We start from the raw sequence: 15240 nt of genomic DNA on the forward strand, positions 1-15240 counted from the left end.
TTGCCAGGCAGGACTTCCTTCGGAGCGTGGGTGTTTGTGAATCTTTTGGTGCAAATTCGATGGGTCCTGTGTCCTGCCGTGTCCTGATCGTGTGGGCTAGAGGAACGGCGTCCCCGCGTCCAGCCCCGACAGCACCCGCCCGTACAGCTCCAGGTTGGTCGTCGGGTTCACGAACGAGTGGAGGCTCAGGGCGTGGATGTCACGGACCGTTCGCTGGATGGGGACCTCGCGGTGCAGGGAGGACGCGCCGGAGGCGGAGGCGAGGAGGTCTACGGCCTCCTTGCAGAGGCGGGTCGTGTAGCCGCTCTGGGCTCTGATCCTGGCTCGTTCCTCCGGGGTGTACGGCGTCCCTGTCGCCGCCCTTGACTCGATCTTCGCCACGAAGTCAGCCGTCAGGAGTTCGGCGCACGAGATCTTCATCGCCGCCTCGGCCGCCTGGAGGTGGGTGACCGTCGCCTCGTTCTGGCGTTCGTGGAAGGTGTACGTGATGCCCCGGCGGTGGATGCGTTCCGTGAACTCGGTCAGTGCCGAGCGGGCCAGGCCGAGGGCGTTCGGGGGCGTCCAGGCGCAGAAGAGGAGCAGTACCGGCATGCCGTAGAAAGGGTCGTCGGCGTTGGTCTTCGACGCGATCGTGCCGTCGTCCAGTAGGGGGCCCACAGGGAGGACGCGGTGTGCCGGGACCACGACATCACGCGCGACCACGCTGTTGCTGCCGCTGCCCGCCAGCCCCGACACGTACCAGTCGTCGAGGATGTCGAGGTCGGCCATGGGGACCGCGGCCCAGAGGAGTTCGGGTGGGGTGCCAGGGGTGTCGGGCTCTACGCGGACCGTCAGCAGGTGCCAGTCCGCGTCCTGGCAGCCGGTCGCGAAGGCCGACGTGCCGTTCACGACGTAGCCGCCGTCGGGGCGCGGGACCGCCGTCGCGTCAGGGATGAGGGTGCCGCCGACCCGTACGTCGGGGCTGGTGAAGATCTCGTCCTGGGCCTCGTCCGGGAAGAGCGCCGCGATGTAGGCGCAGCCCGCCTGGATCAGGGCCATGAAGGCGGCCGAGCCGCATGCGGCGGCTATCTCGGACAGGGCGTCGACCTGGGTACGCAGGGGGGACTGGTAACCGCCGTACCGCCGGGGGACGTTCATCCGGTAGAGCCCGGCGTCCGTCAGGGCCGCGACCACTTCTGGTGTCACCCGCCGTTCCTGCTCTGTATGGGGCGCGTGCTCGCGGATGAGTGGCTGCAGCGCCCGTACGCGGTCTACGAGGCCTTCTGCGGGGCGAGGAGGAAGGGGAGGGGGACGGGTTGTTGGCGGAGCCATGGACTACCTCCGGGCTCGACGAAGCCTTCACCGTCGCGCGGCGCGGATTGGCTGTCAACAGGCCTTGCAGCAGCAGGAGTTGTGGTTCGTGGAGGAGGCGTGATCGGTGAACCGGCTCAGGCCAGTTTCGCGTTCTGCGCCTTCACCAGGGCTGCCGGGATCTCCGCGTTGCCCGGTCCTCCCTGCAGGAACGCGTTGCTGTTCAGCGTGAAGTAGTTGGCGATCGTGTCGCCGAAGCGGAACGTCTGGGTGCGGAGGGTCTGGGTGGCACCCCGGTACGTGAACGTCGTGGCTGTCGCCAGGGATTCGTCGCCGTCGGCGGGGGCCGTCTCCACGGTCACCGAGTCGTACGTCGTGGCCCCGGCGGACGACTTCGCGGTGAAGCCGCCGCGGCATGTGCTGGCCGCTGTGGTCAGCCCCTGCATCGCTGCTTCCGCCTTGCCGGTGGCGTACGTGGCGAGCGTGATGTAGGTGACCATGCCCTTGGCCGAGTTGGTCACCCGTACGAGCGAGGCCTCCGAGGTGCCGATGGGCAGCTCGTTCAGCGCGTACGACAGAGGGGCGCAGTCCGCCTTGTCCGAGGTCAGGGCGGACTGGGACTTGGCGAGGGCATCGTTGGCGGCGGGCTCCGCGATGCTGAAGTCGCCGGCCTCGGCCTTGGTGACCAGGAGTTGTGCGACCCGTTCCGCCGGGCCCGCCTGCTTGGCCTGCGAGGCAGAGACCGAGGCGGACGCCTTGGGCTTGTCGGCGGTTTCCTTGTTGTCCTCACCATCTGCCGAGCAGGCGGTCAGCGCCGCCGCCAGGCAGAGGAGGGAGAGGGGCAGTGCGGTTCGCTTCATGGGGGGGCCTGCGGTTCTCTGCTTGACGTGGGGTTCCCGAGGGAGGGCGGTCAAGGATCATGGCACGGGCGCCCCGAGGGCGGCCGGGCGTCGCGTGAGCGAATCGTGCAGGCCTCATGGCCGAGCCGTGGCGACGGGCGGTGGTGGTGGCCGGGGTTGGATGGCCTGCAAATGTCGGGTCGGCAACAGATTCGCGCGTGCACAGCTGGTGCCGTAACCGGATCGCTGTGCTCAACGGGGAACCGTACGGCCGTAGTTGCACGTGAATAACGTTGTGCCCGGCGCTGTTCACGATCCAGAACGCGCCTTGAGGGGCTTATGTGCGGCTGATACGGTGCCATGGCTTGACACTCACTCCAGCGCTGGCTAATTGGCCAGGTCGGGCGGTACGTCCAGCAGTAAGGGCGAATCGCGCGCATCGCGTACATCGTGCGTATTCGCGAGTGAAGTGTCCTATTTGGCACTTGAATTGGCAGAATTTGTCTTGGGTGTACGGGGAGCTGTTGCGTGAAGATCCAAGAGCGTACGGGTGCGGGCGGCGGCCGTTCCTCGGTACCTGCTCAGCCGATGGCCGGTGAGCGCCTCCCGGCGCCGCCTCGCGAGCGCAAACCGGCTCTTGCCGCTCTTGCGGTGCTTCTGATTCTGGTCGGGGCGCTGGGTGCGACGATGCTCGTGCTGCGGGCGGGGGACCGGATCGAGGTCATCAAGGTGACCGCCCCCATCCCGGCCGGCGGGTCCGTCACCAAGGCGAACACGTCGTCCGTCATGGTCGCCGCCGACGACGGCATCGACTACATCCCGTGGGAGCAGCTGACCGGCCTGATGAAACTGAAGGCCGTCAACGCGATCCCCGCGGGAGTCGTCCCCGTCGGGCAGATGTTCACCGGCGAGACCGGCCTCGGCGCCGGGCAGGCCATCGTCGGGCTCTCCCTCAAGGAGGGCCAGTACCCGAACGGCCTCAAGCCCGGAGACCTCGTCGCCGTCTACCGCGTCAGCTCCACCGGCTCCGGCAGCTCCAGCACGGGTTCCAGCGACTCCTCCTCGTCCGGTGCCGGCACCAGCCTGCTCGTGGACAAGGCGAAGGTCAGCGACGTGAAGAACCCGGACGGTGACGTCATAAGCAGCACCAACCTCCCCGTCACCCTCACCGTGGACAGCACCAAAGCCGCCGATCTAGCCCAGGCAGCCGCCGCAGGCCAAGTGGCTCTCGTGCTCATCCCCAGCAGCTGAAGGCGGCCCCAGAACCATGGCGCTCATTGTTCTCGCCGCCGACAAGGGTTCCCCCGGCGTGACCACCGCGGCCGTCGCGCTCGCGGCGGTCTGGCCGCGGCGGGCCCTGCTCGCCGAGACCGACCCGGCCGGGGGCGACCTCGTGTACCGCAGTGCCGCCGCGCACGGCGGGATGCTCAACCCCAACACCGGCATGCTGTCCATCGCCGCGACCGCACGGCGTGGGCTCGTTCCCGATCAACTCTGGGACCACGTACAGCCGTTGAGCGGTGGGCTCGAAGTGCTCGTCGGGCTCGGAATCGCCGAGCAGGCCGCCGGGCTCGCGGGCCTCTGGCCCACCCTCGGCAGCGCCTTCGCGCAGCTCGCCGACTCCCCGAACGCGCCCGCCGACGTCATCGCCGACTGCGGACGCATCAGCGGGGACACGCCTGTCGTCGAGCTGTTCCCGCATGCCGCCCTCGTGCTGCTCATCTCGCGTACCGAGCCCGAGGCCATCGCTCGCGTGCGGGATCGTGCCGCCGCCCTCTCCACCAAGCTGCACGGTGGTCCGCGCGGCGCCGCCAGCCTGGCCACGCCGCTCATCGGGGTCATCCTGATCGCCGATCCGAACAACTCGGGCAAGCTGGTCAACCAGGTCAACGACATGCTCGTACACGCGCAGACGGGTGCCCGGGTCGTCGGCACGCTCGCCGAAGACCCCGCCGGGGCCGAGCAGTTGGCCGGGCGCAAGCGCGGGCGGCTCGACAAGTCGATGCTCATCCGGTCGGCCCGCAAGGTGACTTCGGATCTGTACCAGCAGTACGGCGCCGCGTGGTCCGTACCCGGTCAGGTCCACCAGGCTCAGCAGATCCAGCAGCCGGGCGGCCAACAGCCCGGCCACGCGGGCTACTCCGGCCATGCCGGGGCCGGCCGATGACCGCTGTCGACCACTCGCTGGTCAAGCGGTTCCGGCAGGACGCCGGTGACCGGATCTCCGAGCAGCGTCGGCTCGACCAGGCCTCCAACGTCACGCCGATGTCCGGCGAGGACGAACGGCAGTACGCGCGGGCCGTCATAGCCCAGATCCTCGAGGACTACGCCCGGACCGAGATCAACGCCGGGCGTACGCCGCTGGACGCCGAGACCGAGGAGCAGTACGCGGCCGCCGTGCACGCCGCGCTCTTCGGCGTCGGGCGGCTCCAGCCGCTGCTCGACAACCCCGACGTCGAGAACATCGACATCAACGGGTACGACCAGGTCTTCGTCGGGTATTCCGATGGGCGGGAAGTGGCCGGGGATCCCGTTGCCGAGTCCGACGAGGAGCTCATCGAGCTGATCCAAGTCCTCGGCGCGTACTCCGGGCTCTCCTCCCGGCCCTTCGACTCCGCCAACCCGCAGCTCGACCTGCGGCTGCCGGACGGGTCGCGTCTGTCGGCGGTCATGGACGTGACCCGCCGCCCCGCGCTCTCCATTCGTCGTGCGCGTATGGGGAAGGTCTTCATCTCCGATCTTGTCGGGAACGGGACCGTCACCCCCGAAGTCGCGCACTTCATGGCCTGTGCCGTGCGCGCCCGGAAGAACATCATGATCGCGGGCGCCACCAACGCCGGTAAGACGACGCTGCTTCGGGCCCTCGCCAACGAGATCCCGCCGCACGAGCGGCTCATCACCGTCGAGCGTGCGCTGGAGCTGGGCCTCGACCAGTTCCCCGAACTCCACCCCAACGTCGTGGCGTTCGAGGAGCGGCTGCCCAACTCCGAGGGCCAGGGCATGATTTCGATGGCCGAGCTGGTGCGACGGTCGCTGCGTATGAACCCCTCGCGCGTCATCGTCGGTGAGGTGCTCGGCGACGAGATCGTGACGATGCTCAACGCGATGTCGCAGGGCAACGACGGCTCGCTCTCCACGATCCACGCCAACAGCTCGCACGAGGTCTTCAACCGTATTTCCACGTACGCGCTCCAGGCCACGGAGCGGCTGCCCATCGAGGCCAGCCAGATGCTCGTCGCGGGCGCCGTGAACTTCGTCGTCTTCATCACGCGGCGCAACAACTTCCATACGGGCGGCCGGCTCCAGCGCATGGTGACCTCGGTCCGTGAGGTCAACGGCGTGGACGGCCGGGTGCTGTCCAGCGAGGTCTTCGCCGAGACCCCGGACGGTCGCATCGTGCCGCACGCGCCCATCTCCTGCCTCGACGATCTGGTCGCGCACGGGTACCGGTTGCCCGGCGGGAACTGGGGGTGACCATGATCATGACGACAACCAGTGATGTTCCGGCGTACGGGGACACGTACTCGGCGGCCGTCGGCTCGCTCGGCTCCATGGGCGGGCTGTTCTCCACCGAGGTTCTCTACTCTCTCGTGGCCGGTGTCGCCGTCGGCGGCGGGCTCGCGCTGCTCGTCGTCGCGATCCGCGGGCTGCCGGCCAAGCCGGAGCACGAGAAGCAGAAGGCCAGCGAGCGGGCCAACGAACTCATCCGGTTCGCGGGGCAGCGCGGTTCGCTCGCCGCGCTCGTCGGACTCGCCGTGCTGGTGCTGACCCGGTGGGCGGTGGCCGGTATCGCGGCCGGCGTCCTCGTCTTCTTCTGGGACCGGCTCTTCGGCGGCGCGGCGGAGGAACGGGCCGGAATGCGGCGCGTCGAGGCCCTCGCCTCCTGGACGGAGTCGCTGCGCGACACGATCGCCGGCGCTGTCGGGCTGGAGCAGGCGATCCCGGCGTCGGCGCGCGCGGCGGCACCCGTACTGCGTCCGCACCTGGACGCGATGGTCGACCGGCTCCGCTCCCGCACCCCGCTCCCCGAGGCGCTCCAGCAGCTCGCCGACGAGATCGACGACGCGTCCGCCGACATCATCGTCGCGGCGCTCATCCTCAACTCGCGGCTGCGCGGCCCGGGTCTGCGCCAAGTCCTGGGCGCGCTCGCGAAGTCGGCGCGCGAGGAGGTCGACATGCGGCAGCGCGTCATGGCGCAGCGGTCGTCAACTCGGCGGTCCGTACAGATCGTTGTGGCGGTTTCGGTCGCCTTCGTGCTCGGACTCGCCATCTTCAACCGGGAGTTCGTCGAGCCGTACGGCACGCCGATCGGCCAGGTCGTCCTCGCCGGTGTCTGCGGTCTGTTCGCGCTCGGCTTCTGGTGGCTGCGCAAGCTGTCGACCATCGAGACTCCCGAACGCTTCCTCGTACGGGACGACCCGTCGGTGCAGTTCGTACGGCCGACCCGGACGCCGGCGACTGCGCAGGGCGTGCAGGTACAGCCGCCGTACGGGGCCGCTCCCGGCACAGAAGAGGGGGTACGTCGATGAACGACCTGACCATGCCCGTGCTGGTCGGCGCCGTCCTGGGCCTCGGGATCTACGTCCTCGTACGGGCGTTGATGCCGTCGAAGCGGAGTGCGGTCTCGCAGGTCGCGCGTGTCGACGCGATGCGGGCGCGGGGAGCGGCGTACGAGTCGGCCCATCGCACGCAGGACGCGGGGCGGATCGGTTCGTTCCGGGCCCAAGTGGGCGTCCGGGTCTCGGACTTCTACTTTCAGCAGGGCTGGGAGCAGCGCTCGCTGCGGGCCGATCTGGCCGTCCTGGACCGGAGTTGGGAGAACTTCCTTGCGACGAAGGTGCTGCTGGGGGCGGCCGGTCTGTTCTTCGGCCCGTTCCTGTTCGCCATCGTCTACACGCTGAGCATGGCCAGCAGCCCGGCCATCCCGGTCTGGCTGGCGCTGCTCTTCGCGCTGGTCTTCTTCTTCCTTCCCGACCTGGAGGTACGGCGGGACGCGGCCGACAAGCGGCGTGACCTGCGGCGGGTGATCGGGGCGTATCTCGACCTGGTGTCGATGAGCCTGGCCGGCGGCCGGGGTCTGCCCGAGGCGCTGATGGCGGCGGCCGAGGTGTCGGACGGCTGGGCCACCCAGCGCATCCGCAACGCGCTCGCGGACGCCCGTATCACCGGCACCAGCCAGTGGCAGGCGCTCGGTTCGCTGGGCGAGGAGCTGGGTGTGGAGGAGCTGAAGGACCTGTCGGCCTCCCTCGCGCTCGTCGCCGACGACGGAGCGAAGGTCCGTGAGTCCCTCGCCTCCCGCGCCGAGACCATGCGGCACCGCGAGCTCGCCGAGATCGAGGGCAGCGCGGGCGAGAAGTCGCAGTCGATGCTCGTGGCCCAGCTGTTGCTCTGTGCAGGCTTCCTGGTCTTCCTGATCTATCCGGCGGCGATGCGTGTGTTCCAGGTCTGAGTCGTTTCCCGCAGTGCCCATGCTCCAAGATTCTTTTTTGATGTGAGAGGACAACTGATCATGAACGGGCGGAACTTCACCAACACCGGGATCCCGGCAATGGACTTCCTGGTCACCTTCTTCCAGGCTCGGGTGGAGCGCGCGCGCTCCGGCGAGCTGGACCGCGGCGCGTCCGCGGTCGAGTGGGTCATCATCTCCGCGGTCGTCGTGGCGATCGTCGGCGTGGTCGCCGCGATCATCAACACCGCGCTGAGCGACGGCGCCAACAAGGTCGGTGACTGCATCAAGGGCGCCAAGGCGAGCGGCACCTGCTGACCGCACGTACGAAAACGGGGTGTACGGGGTCGAGTTGACGGGGTTGCTCGTGGGTGGCGCAGGCAGATGGGTACGCCGCAGGGTGGAGGCCGCACGGAAGTCGGCGTCCGCCCGCGGTGACTCCGGGACGTCCGGCGCCGGCAGGTCCGGGGTCGGCAGGTCCGATTCCGGCATGACCGCGATCGAGTTCGTGCTGCTCACGCCCGTACTCTTCTTCATGATCTTCGCGACGGTGCAGTTCGCGCTGTACTTCTTCGCGGACCATGTGGCCCAGGCGGCGGCCCAGGCGGGCGCCCGCAAGGCCCGCGCCATGGCGCACGACCAGCCGGGCGCGTGGCGGGGTGAGGCGAAGGACGTGGTGGACAGCTACATCCAGCAGCTGGGCCCGAGCCTGGTCCTGTCGCCGAACGTGACGATGCTCCAGCCCGAGGTGAACACGGTGGGCGTGGAGATCACGGCACGGGTGCCCACGGTGTTCCCCGGGTTCGATCTGACGGTGCACGCGCAGTCGGTGGGGCCGGTGGAGCGGTTCGTGCGGGAGGGGGAGAACTGATGAACTCACCCGCTGATGTGCGGAGTTACGGCGACCGGGGTCTGTCCACCATCGAGGTGGTCATTCTCGCCCCGGTGATGATCATGTTCATCCTGGTGCTGGTGGCTTTTGGGCAACTGGTGGACGGGCGTGGGGCTCTTGACGGGGCGGCGCGTGACGCCGCCCGCGCCGGGTCGATCCAGAAGGATCACGTGACAGCCATGGCGGAAGCCAGGGAGGCGGCGGAGGCCGACCTCACGGACGTCTGCTCGGGCCCGGTCACGGTGACCCAGACCAGCGCCGGATTCGAGCCCGACACCATCTTCAGCGTCGAGGTGAGCTGCGAGGTGCGGGGCCTGGCGATGCTGGGCCTGGACATCCCCACCACCCTGACGGCGACCTTCAGCTCACCGCTGGACCCGTTCCGGAGGACGGTGTGACGGTGCACTCTGCTGTACGTGACTGGTGTGAGCGTAGATGGACCCGCCTGGACGACCGCGGCTCGGGCGCCGGCGCCGTGATCATCTTCGCCCTCCTCTTCCTCTCCCTCTCCGCCTTCGTGATCGACGGCGGCATGTCCATCTCGAAGCGGGAACGCGCGGCGGACATCGCGGAACAGGCGGCGCGTTACGCCGCCCAGGACATCGACCTCGAAGCCCTCTACGGCAACGCGGCGGGCGGCGCCCCGATCAACTTCCAGAACTGCGACGCCCGCGTGAAGGCCTTCGCCCAGGAGATGGGCATGTCCGCCGCGGACACGGGCGCGTCCCACTGCGTGGCGGCGAACGCGGACGAGGTGCAGGTCGAGGTGCAGTTGACGTACTCGCCGGTGTTCACGGGGCTGTTCTACGGCGGGGATGTGACGGTACGGGGCGAGGCGGTGGCGGAGAACGAGGTGGGGTGAGGGAGGGGAAGGGGTACGGGGGTACGCGCCCCGATGCTCACACCCCTCGGCTCACTTGTCGCCGCCGCTGCCACCCTGGCCACTGCTCCTGGTGTCCTTGGTCGTCATCTTCTCGTTGACCTGCTTGGCCAGTTCGTCGTCCAGCTTCTTGAACTCGCGGACGACGGCGTCGGACATGTCGGCGAGGGCGTCCAGTTGCTGGCTGATGTCCTCGCGCCCGTCCTCCCAGTTGGACTCGAAGTCCTCCAGGGCGTCGTTCACGCTGCCGTCGCCGATGTCGTCCCGGTAGGACTCGAAGAGCTTCTTGGTGTGGTTCAGCCGGGTCTTGATCGAGCGCAACCGGCTGCCGTAGTCCTCAAGTTCGCTCAGCGGGAGCGTGAGGTCGGACTTGCCCTTGCCCATGTGTGAGTCCCCCGGAGTGCCTCGTAGTCTGATCAGCGTCTGATCGGCACCGTACAACGGAACGATGTCGGCACGGGAGAACGAGTCAACGGGGTGGAGCGAGGACATGGCCCGCTACAGCGAAGCGCAGACGGTCGAACGAGGCGGGTTCCGGATCAAGGTGCCCGAGTCGTGGTGGGAGTTCGACGTGCGCCCCGAGTCACGCGACGACTCCATCAGGCGGATGGTGGACGAACGGGTGCGGCAGCGCGAGGAGTTGGCCCCGTACCGCGACACGTACACCGCGTTCCTGCGGAAGGCGGCGGCGGACGCGTGGAAGTCGGGTGCGCTGTACTGCGGTTGCATGGCCGAGAGCTTCGGCGGCGACACCCCGATCACCGGCTCGGTGACGGTCTCGATGGTCGGCGGCCGGGCCCAGGACGGCACACCGCTCTCGACCGAACCGGCGGCCATCGCGGCCCAGTTGGCGGTCAAGGAGGCGAAGCGGGAAGGGGACAGCTGGCGGAAGGTGACGACCGTCGACATCCCCGGCGTCGGCCCGGCGGCCCGTACGTACGGCGTCGAGGACATCGCCGTACCGGGCGACGAACTCGGCCGCACCATCAGGGCTGTGCTGATGCAGACGTTCATCCCGGTGCCGGGCCAGGAGGGCAAGGTGGCGCTGGTGGCGGGCAGCAGCCAGGTGCTGGACCTCGCGGAGTCGTTCTTCGACATCTTCGACGCGATCACGTCGACATTCCGGTTCACCGACTAGCCCAGCGGGCCGACGCGCCACCCTGATTGCCTTCCCGCCGAACGGCCGTTCCTTGTAAGTTCACGTGTGCACACGGTTGTTGGTGGTACGCGGGTGACGGGGGTTGCGGGATGGCGGGGTATCGGCCGGCTGATTGGCACGTCCTTGACCTGGACAAGGACCCGACGCCCGGGGACCCGCACCGGGTCCGCCAACTGGCCCGTACGCTGCACGACTTCGCGGACGATGTCGCGGACGCGCTGCGTCTGGTCAAGGGGATGGCGTCGGAGAACGAGACGCTGGAGTGGGCGGGGAAGACCGCTGAGGTGTTCCAGGACGAGTTCGCGGACGTGCCGAAGAACCTGAAGAAGCTGAAGCGGTCGTACGACCTGTGCGGCGATGCGTTGGTGGATTACTGGCCGAAGCTGGAGCGGGCGCAGGCGCTGGCGGACAGGGCGCTGGCGAAGGGCCGGGAGGCGCAGGCGGACCTGTCCTCGGCCAAGTCCCGTCTGTCGTCGGCGGATTCGTGGGTCACCCGGGCGACGAAGGAGTCGGACAAGTACAAGGACGACCCGACGGGCAGCAAGGCGGCGGAGCCGCCGGACGAGGCGAAGGTCCGGGCCGCCACCCGCGATGCCCAGCACGCCAAGTCGGCGCAGAGCACGGCCCGGTCGGACGTCTCCAGTGCCGAGTCCGCGCTGGACGCGGCGAAGAAGATGGCCGAGGACGCGCGGAAGATGCGTGAGGAGGCGGCGGGGGAGGCGAAGCGGAGGATCGACGAGGCCTCGGACGCCGGTATCCAGAACCGGAGTTGGTGGGAGGAGGTCGGCGACTGGTTCGTCGACAACTGGGACACCATCGTCGCCGTATGCAAGATCGTCGTCGCGGTGGTCGGCGTCGTCGCGATGATCATCGGGGGGCCGATTCTGGGCGCGATCGTGCTGATCGCGGCTCTCGTCGTGCTCGCGGACACGCTTTACAAATACTCCAAGGGACAGGCGTCTCTATGGGATGTGGGGTTTGCCGCGCTGGACTGCATACCCGGCGGCAAGGGCCTGACCACCCTCGGAGGTCTTGCCAAGGGCATGAAGTCTCTGGGCAAGGGCGGTCTCAAGGCCATGGCCGAGGGACTGGGAAAACGAGGCCTCCGCAGGGAGGCGGACAACGCCGTCGCCAAGGGGAAGCCGGCCGGCGGGCGGTGCAAGAACGGCGATCCGATCGACATGGTCTCCGGCGAGATGCTGATGACCGCGACGGACGTACTGCTTCCCGGAGTGCTGCGGCTGGCGGTCGCGCGCACGCATGTCTCCACCTATCGCTCGGGCCGCTGGTTCGGCCCCTCATGGACCTCCACGCTCGACCAACGGCTCGAACTCGACGACGAGGGCGTGCTGTTCGCCACGGCGGACGGCATGGTGCTGGTCTATCCGCCGCCGCAGGGCGACAGCACTGTCCTGCCGCAGGAAGGGCCCCGCTGGCCGCTCTCCTGGGACGAGGAACAGCCGGGTGCCCTGAGGGTCACCGACCCCGTGTCGGGCATCACCCGGCTCTTCGCCCCCGTGGAGTGCGCCGAACACGACATCGGGCTCACGCTGCCCATACAGGCGGTCTGGGACCGCAACGGCAACCGAATCGACGTCGACTACGCCCCGGACGGCACGCCACTCGCCCTGAGGCACTCCGGCGGCTACCACGTGGCCGTCGACTCGGCCGACGCCCGAGTCACGGGGCTACGGCTGCTCGATCCCGACAACGGCCCTGTCCCGCTGGTGCGTTACGCCTACGAGAACGGCCGTCTGACCGAGATCTTCAACTCCAGTGACCTGCCGTACCGGCTCACCTACGACGCGGACGACCGAATAACGTCCTGGACCGACCGCACGGGCTCCTGGTACCGCTACACCTATGACGAGGCCCACCGTGTCGTCCGCGGCGAGGGCGTCGACGGCGTCCTCGACTGCGCCATCACGTACGACACGGAGACCCGCACCACTCGATACACCGACTCCCTCGGCCGCACCACCACGTACCGGCACAACGAGAGGCTGCAGCTCGTCTCGGTGAGCAACGCGCTGGGGGAGAGCATCGCCAACGAGTGGGACCGTTACGACCGTCTGCTCGCCCGGACCGACGCGCTGGGCCGCACCACCCGCTACGGCTACGACCCGGCGGGGAATCTCACCACGGTCGTTCGCCCCGACGGTGCCGTGACCGAAGCCGAGTACGACGAACTGCGCCTCCTGGTGCGGGCGGTGACCCCCGGCGGGGCGGAGTGGCGCCACGCGTACGACAACAGGGGCAACCACATCGCCACCACCGGTCCGGCCGGGTCGAGGACTCGCTACGAGTACGACGGTCACGGCGGCCTCGTCGCTGTCACCGACACCGCCGGGCGCACCAGCAGGGCACGGTGCGACGCGACCGGGCTGCCCGTCGAGTTCACCGATGCACGGGGTGCCGTCAGCCGGATCCAGCGGGACGCTCTGGGCCAGATCAGCAGCTTCACCGACGCGCGGGGTCGTGTCACGCACCGGCGGACGACGCCCGAGGGCCGGATGGTGTGGCGCCGGACGCCGGACGGGGCCCAGGAGCACTGGGTGTGGGACGCCGAGGGCAACCTGGTGTCCCAGACCGACCAACTGGGGCGTACGACCACGTTCGAGGTCGGCCCGTTCGGCCAGGTCGCCGCCCGCAGGCTGGCCGACGGCACCGCCCACTCGTTCGCCTACGACACCGAGCTGAACCTGCTCGCTGTGACGGGCCCCCACGACAACACCTGGCAGTACGGGTACGACGCGGCGAACCGCCTCGTGTCCGAGACCGACTTCGGCGGGCGCTCACTCACCTACGAACTGGACGCCGTGGGCCTGCTCGCGTCCCGGGTCAACGGCGCCGGAGAGACGGTCTCGTTCCACCGCGACGTCCTCGGCCGCACGGTCGAGACACGGTACGACGGTGTCTCGACCAGCTGCACGTACGACGCCGCCGGCCGCCCGATCCGGGAGACCGGCCCCGACGCCACCGTCGAGCGCGCCTACAGCGTGGACGGTCTGCTGCTCTCGGAGAGCATCGACGGCAGGGCGACGACATTCGCGTACGACGTCCTCGGCCGGCGCGTCAGGCGGTGCACCCCCACCGGCATCGAGTCCACCTGGACGTACGACGACACGGACCGCTCCGCCGTGCTCGAAGCGGACGGCCGCCGCATCGTGTTCGGCTTCGACGACCTCGAGCGTGAGACGAGCAGGACCCTCCCCGGCGAAGTCCGGCTCAGCCACTCCTGGGACGACACGGGCAGGCTCGCCGCCCAGACGTTGGAACGCGCTTCGGCCGACGGGGTGGCACTCGACGGGGCAGCGGCCCTGCTCCAGCGGCGCACCTATGCGTACCGCCCGGACGGCGTCCCCACCTCCGTCGACGAACTCACCACCGGAACACGCCACTTCGCCCTCGACAGCAGGGGCCGGGTCACCGCCGTGGACGCGCGAGGGTGGCAGGAGACCTACCAGTACGACGAGTTGGGGAACATCACCCGGGCGTCGAGCCCTGTTGTCGAGGACGGTGACAGGAACCGTGCATTCGCGGGGACCCGGATCCAGCACACCGGGCGCACCCGCTACGAACGGGACGGGGAAGGGCGGATCGTCCGCACGGTGCGGCGGCTGCTCAACGGGCAGCGACGGATCCGTTCGTACTCGTGGAACAGCCGGAGCCGGCTCGTCGGTACGACGACACCGGACGGAGTCGACTGGCGGTACCGGTACGACCCCGCGGGCCGCCGGGTGGCGAAGCAGCGGCTGACCGCGAACGGAGCAGTCGCCGACGAGATCCTCTTCGTGTGGGACGGCACCCGTCTCGTCGAACAGATCACGCAGGACGGCTCCGCCACGACCTGGGACTACGTCCCCGGAACCCATCAGCCGATCACCCAGCTCGACCGGGCGGCGCCAGGCCTGGACGCACGCTTCCACGCGATCGTCACCGACCTCTCCGGGGCGCCGGCCGAACTCGTCTCGGCCGACGGCGAGGTGGTCCGGCTGCGGCGGACAACCCTCTGGGGCAGCCGCCTGTCCGACACCCCGCAGACCGGCGACACCGGCGAGGTCGACTGTCCGTTGCGGTTCCCCGGACAGTACGCCGACGACGAGACCGGCTGGCACTACAACTTCCTGCGCCACTACGACCCGCTCACCGGGCAGTACGTCAGCCCTGATCCTCTCGGCCTCGCACCTGCCACGAACGACAGCGCGTACGTACCCAACCCGCACCGATGGAGCGACCCGCTCGGACTGCACTGGCAGGACCCGGCCAACGGAATGCGGTTCGGGCGGGACCCGGATCTCCCGGAGGGGGATCGCGAGTACACGCGGAACAACCAGTATCCGTCCGATTACCGCGTGCCCACCCACGACTACATGGTCGAGAACTACACCGACGAGGGCCGTGCGATCAGCGGGGTGCCGCGCGACGACGACGGCGCGCGGATCCCCCGGGACCAGCTGACCTGGCGCAACGGCAACGACGAGCTGATCTGGGACCCCCGGGCCGACAATCCCAGGCCGTTCCACCGTACGGTGACCTACGAACACCTGGACCCGGTGGTACAGCACTGGAACCGGGAAGGCCGATTCTCCGACCGCCCCACACGCAACGACTTCTACAACAACACGGACCACCTGGAAGCGATGGAGATGAGGGAGAACTCCCGGGGCGGCGGCCGTATGACGGACACGTTCATCCAGGAAGTCGGAGACGGATACTCATGCAGCTGATCAC

At 68.9% G+C, this 15240-nt stretch carries 14 protein-coding genes; 11 read left to right on the forward strand and 3 right to left on the reverse strand.

What is annotated here, in order from left to right:
• Window positions 1-96 precede the first annotated feature (96 nt).
• Both ACFYXF_RS24530 and ACFYXF_RS24535 read right to left on the reverse strand, forming a co-directional pair.
• A complete protein-coding gene (locus tag ACFYXF_RS24530) occupies window positions 97-1311 on the reverse strand; it encodes an acyl-CoA dehydrogenase family protein (protein ID WP_389352334.1) in 1215 nt (404 codons plus the stop codon).
• A gap of 116 nt (window positions 1312-1427) precedes the next feature.
• The gene (locus ACFYXF_RS24535; protein WP_389352336.1) at window positions 1428-2150 is read right to left on the reverse strand and encodes a hypothetical protein; all 723 of its coding nucleotides are present in this window, start codon (window positions 2148-2150) and stop codon (window positions 1428-1430) included.
• Between the two features lie 507 nt (window positions 2151-2657).
• Here ACFYXF_RS24535 and ACFYXF_RS24540 point away from each other — a divergent pair.
• The 9 genes from ACFYXF_RS24540 to ACFYXF_RS24580 are packed head-to-tail and all read left to right on the forward strand — an operon-like array spanning window position 2658 to window position 9329.
• Window positions 2658-3380, forward strand: a complete 723-nt coding sequence (locus ACFYXF_RS24540; RefSeq protein WP_389352337.1) for a hypothetical protein — start codon at window positions 2658-2660, stop codon at window positions 3378-3380.
• Between the two features lie 16 nt (window positions 3381-3396).
• Window positions 3397-4296, forward strand: a complete 900-nt coding sequence (locus ACFYXF_RS24545; protein WP_389352339.1) for a hypothetical protein — start codon at window positions 3397-3399, stop codon at window positions 4294-4296.
• On the forward strand, window positions 4293-5603 hold the full coding sequence (locus ACFYXF_RS24550) for a CpaF family protein (RefSeq protein ID WP_235475650.1): 1311 nt from the start codon (window positions 4293-4295) through the stop codon (window positions 5601-5603). Before ACFYXF_RS24545 ends, ACFYXF_RS24550 begins: the two co-directional genes overlap by 4 nt.
• 2 nt (window positions 5604-5605) lie before the next feature.
• Window positions 5606-6658, forward strand: coding sequence for a type II secretion system F family protein (locus tag ACFYXF_RS24555; protein ID WP_389352341.1), 1053 nt, complete (start codon window positions 5606-5608; stop codon window positions 6656-6658).
• Window positions 6655-7578: a type II secretion system F family protein gene (locus tag ACFYXF_RS24560; protein WP_389352343.1), complete on the forward strand. Its 924-nt coding sequence runs from the start codon at window positions 6655-6657 to the stop codon at window positions 7576-7578. Before ACFYXF_RS24555 ends, ACFYXF_RS24560 begins: the two co-directional genes overlap by 4 nt.
• A gap of 60 nt (window positions 7579-7638) precedes the next feature.
• Window positions 7639-7893 (forward strand): hypothetical protein, encoded by a 255-nt coding sequence (locus ACFYXF_RS24565; RefSeq protein WP_389352345.1) that lies wholly within the window; start codon window positions 7639-7641, stop codon window positions 7891-7893.
• Window positions 7894-7942: 49 nt separating this feature from the next.
• Window positions 7943-8446 carry a TadE family protein gene (locus tag ACFYXF_RS24570; RefSeq protein ID WP_389352347.1) on the forward strand — a complete coding sequence of 168 codons (504 nt, stop codon included), beginning with the start codon at window positions 7943-7945 and terminating at the stop codon, window positions 8444-8446.
• The gene (locus tag ACFYXF_RS24575) at window positions 8446-8865 is read left to right on the forward strand and encodes a TadE/TadG family type IV pilus assembly protein (protein ID WP_389352348.1); all 420 of its coding nucleotides are present in this window, start codon (window positions 8446-8448) and stop codon (window positions 8863-8865) included. The genes ACFYXF_RS24570 and ACFYXF_RS24575 overlap by 1 nt, the downstream gene beginning before the upstream one ends.
• Before the next feature lie 2 nt (window positions 8866-8867).
• Window positions 8868-9329: a pilus assembly protein TadG-related protein gene (locus ACFYXF_RS24580; RefSeq protein WP_389352673.1), complete on the forward strand. Its 462-nt coding sequence runs from the start codon at window positions 8868-8870 to the stop codon at window positions 9327-9329.
• Window positions 9330-9380: 51 nt separating this feature from the next.
• Here ACFYXF_RS24580 and ACFYXF_RS24585 read toward each other — a convergent pair whose 3' ends face one another.
• Window positions 9381-9731 (reverse strand): hypothetical protein, encoded by a 351-nt coding sequence (locus tag ACFYXF_RS24585; RefSeq protein WP_389352350.1) that lies wholly within the window; start codon window positions 9729-9731, stop codon window positions 9381-9383.
• 106 nt (window positions 9732-9837) lie between these two features.
• Between ACFYXF_RS24585 and ACFYXF_RS24590 the strand changes: the two genes are divergently transcribed.
• Together ACFYXF_RS24590 and ACFYXF_RS24595 are read left to right on the forward strand one after the other, a co-directional pair.
• Window positions 9838-10485 carry a hypothetical protein gene (locus ACFYXF_RS24590; protein ID WP_389352675.1) on the forward strand — a complete coding sequence of 216 codons (648 nt, stop codon included), beginning with the start codon at window positions 9838-9840 and terminating at the stop codon, window positions 10483-10485.
• 110 nt (window positions 10486-10595) lie between these two features.
• Window positions 10596-15236 carry a DUF6531 domain-containing protein gene (locus ACFYXF_RS24595; RefSeq protein WP_389352352.1) on the forward strand — a complete coding sequence of 1547 codons (4641 nt, stop codon included), beginning with the start codon at window positions 10596-10598 and terminating at the stop codon, window positions 15234-15236.
• Window positions 15237-15240 lie beyond the last annotated feature (4 nt).

It is taken from the genome of Streptomyces sp. NPDC002680 (assembly GCF_042889145.1).
GTDB lineage: Bacteria > Actinomycetota > Actinomycetes > Streptomycetales > Streptomycetaceae > Streptomyces > Streptomyces adonidis.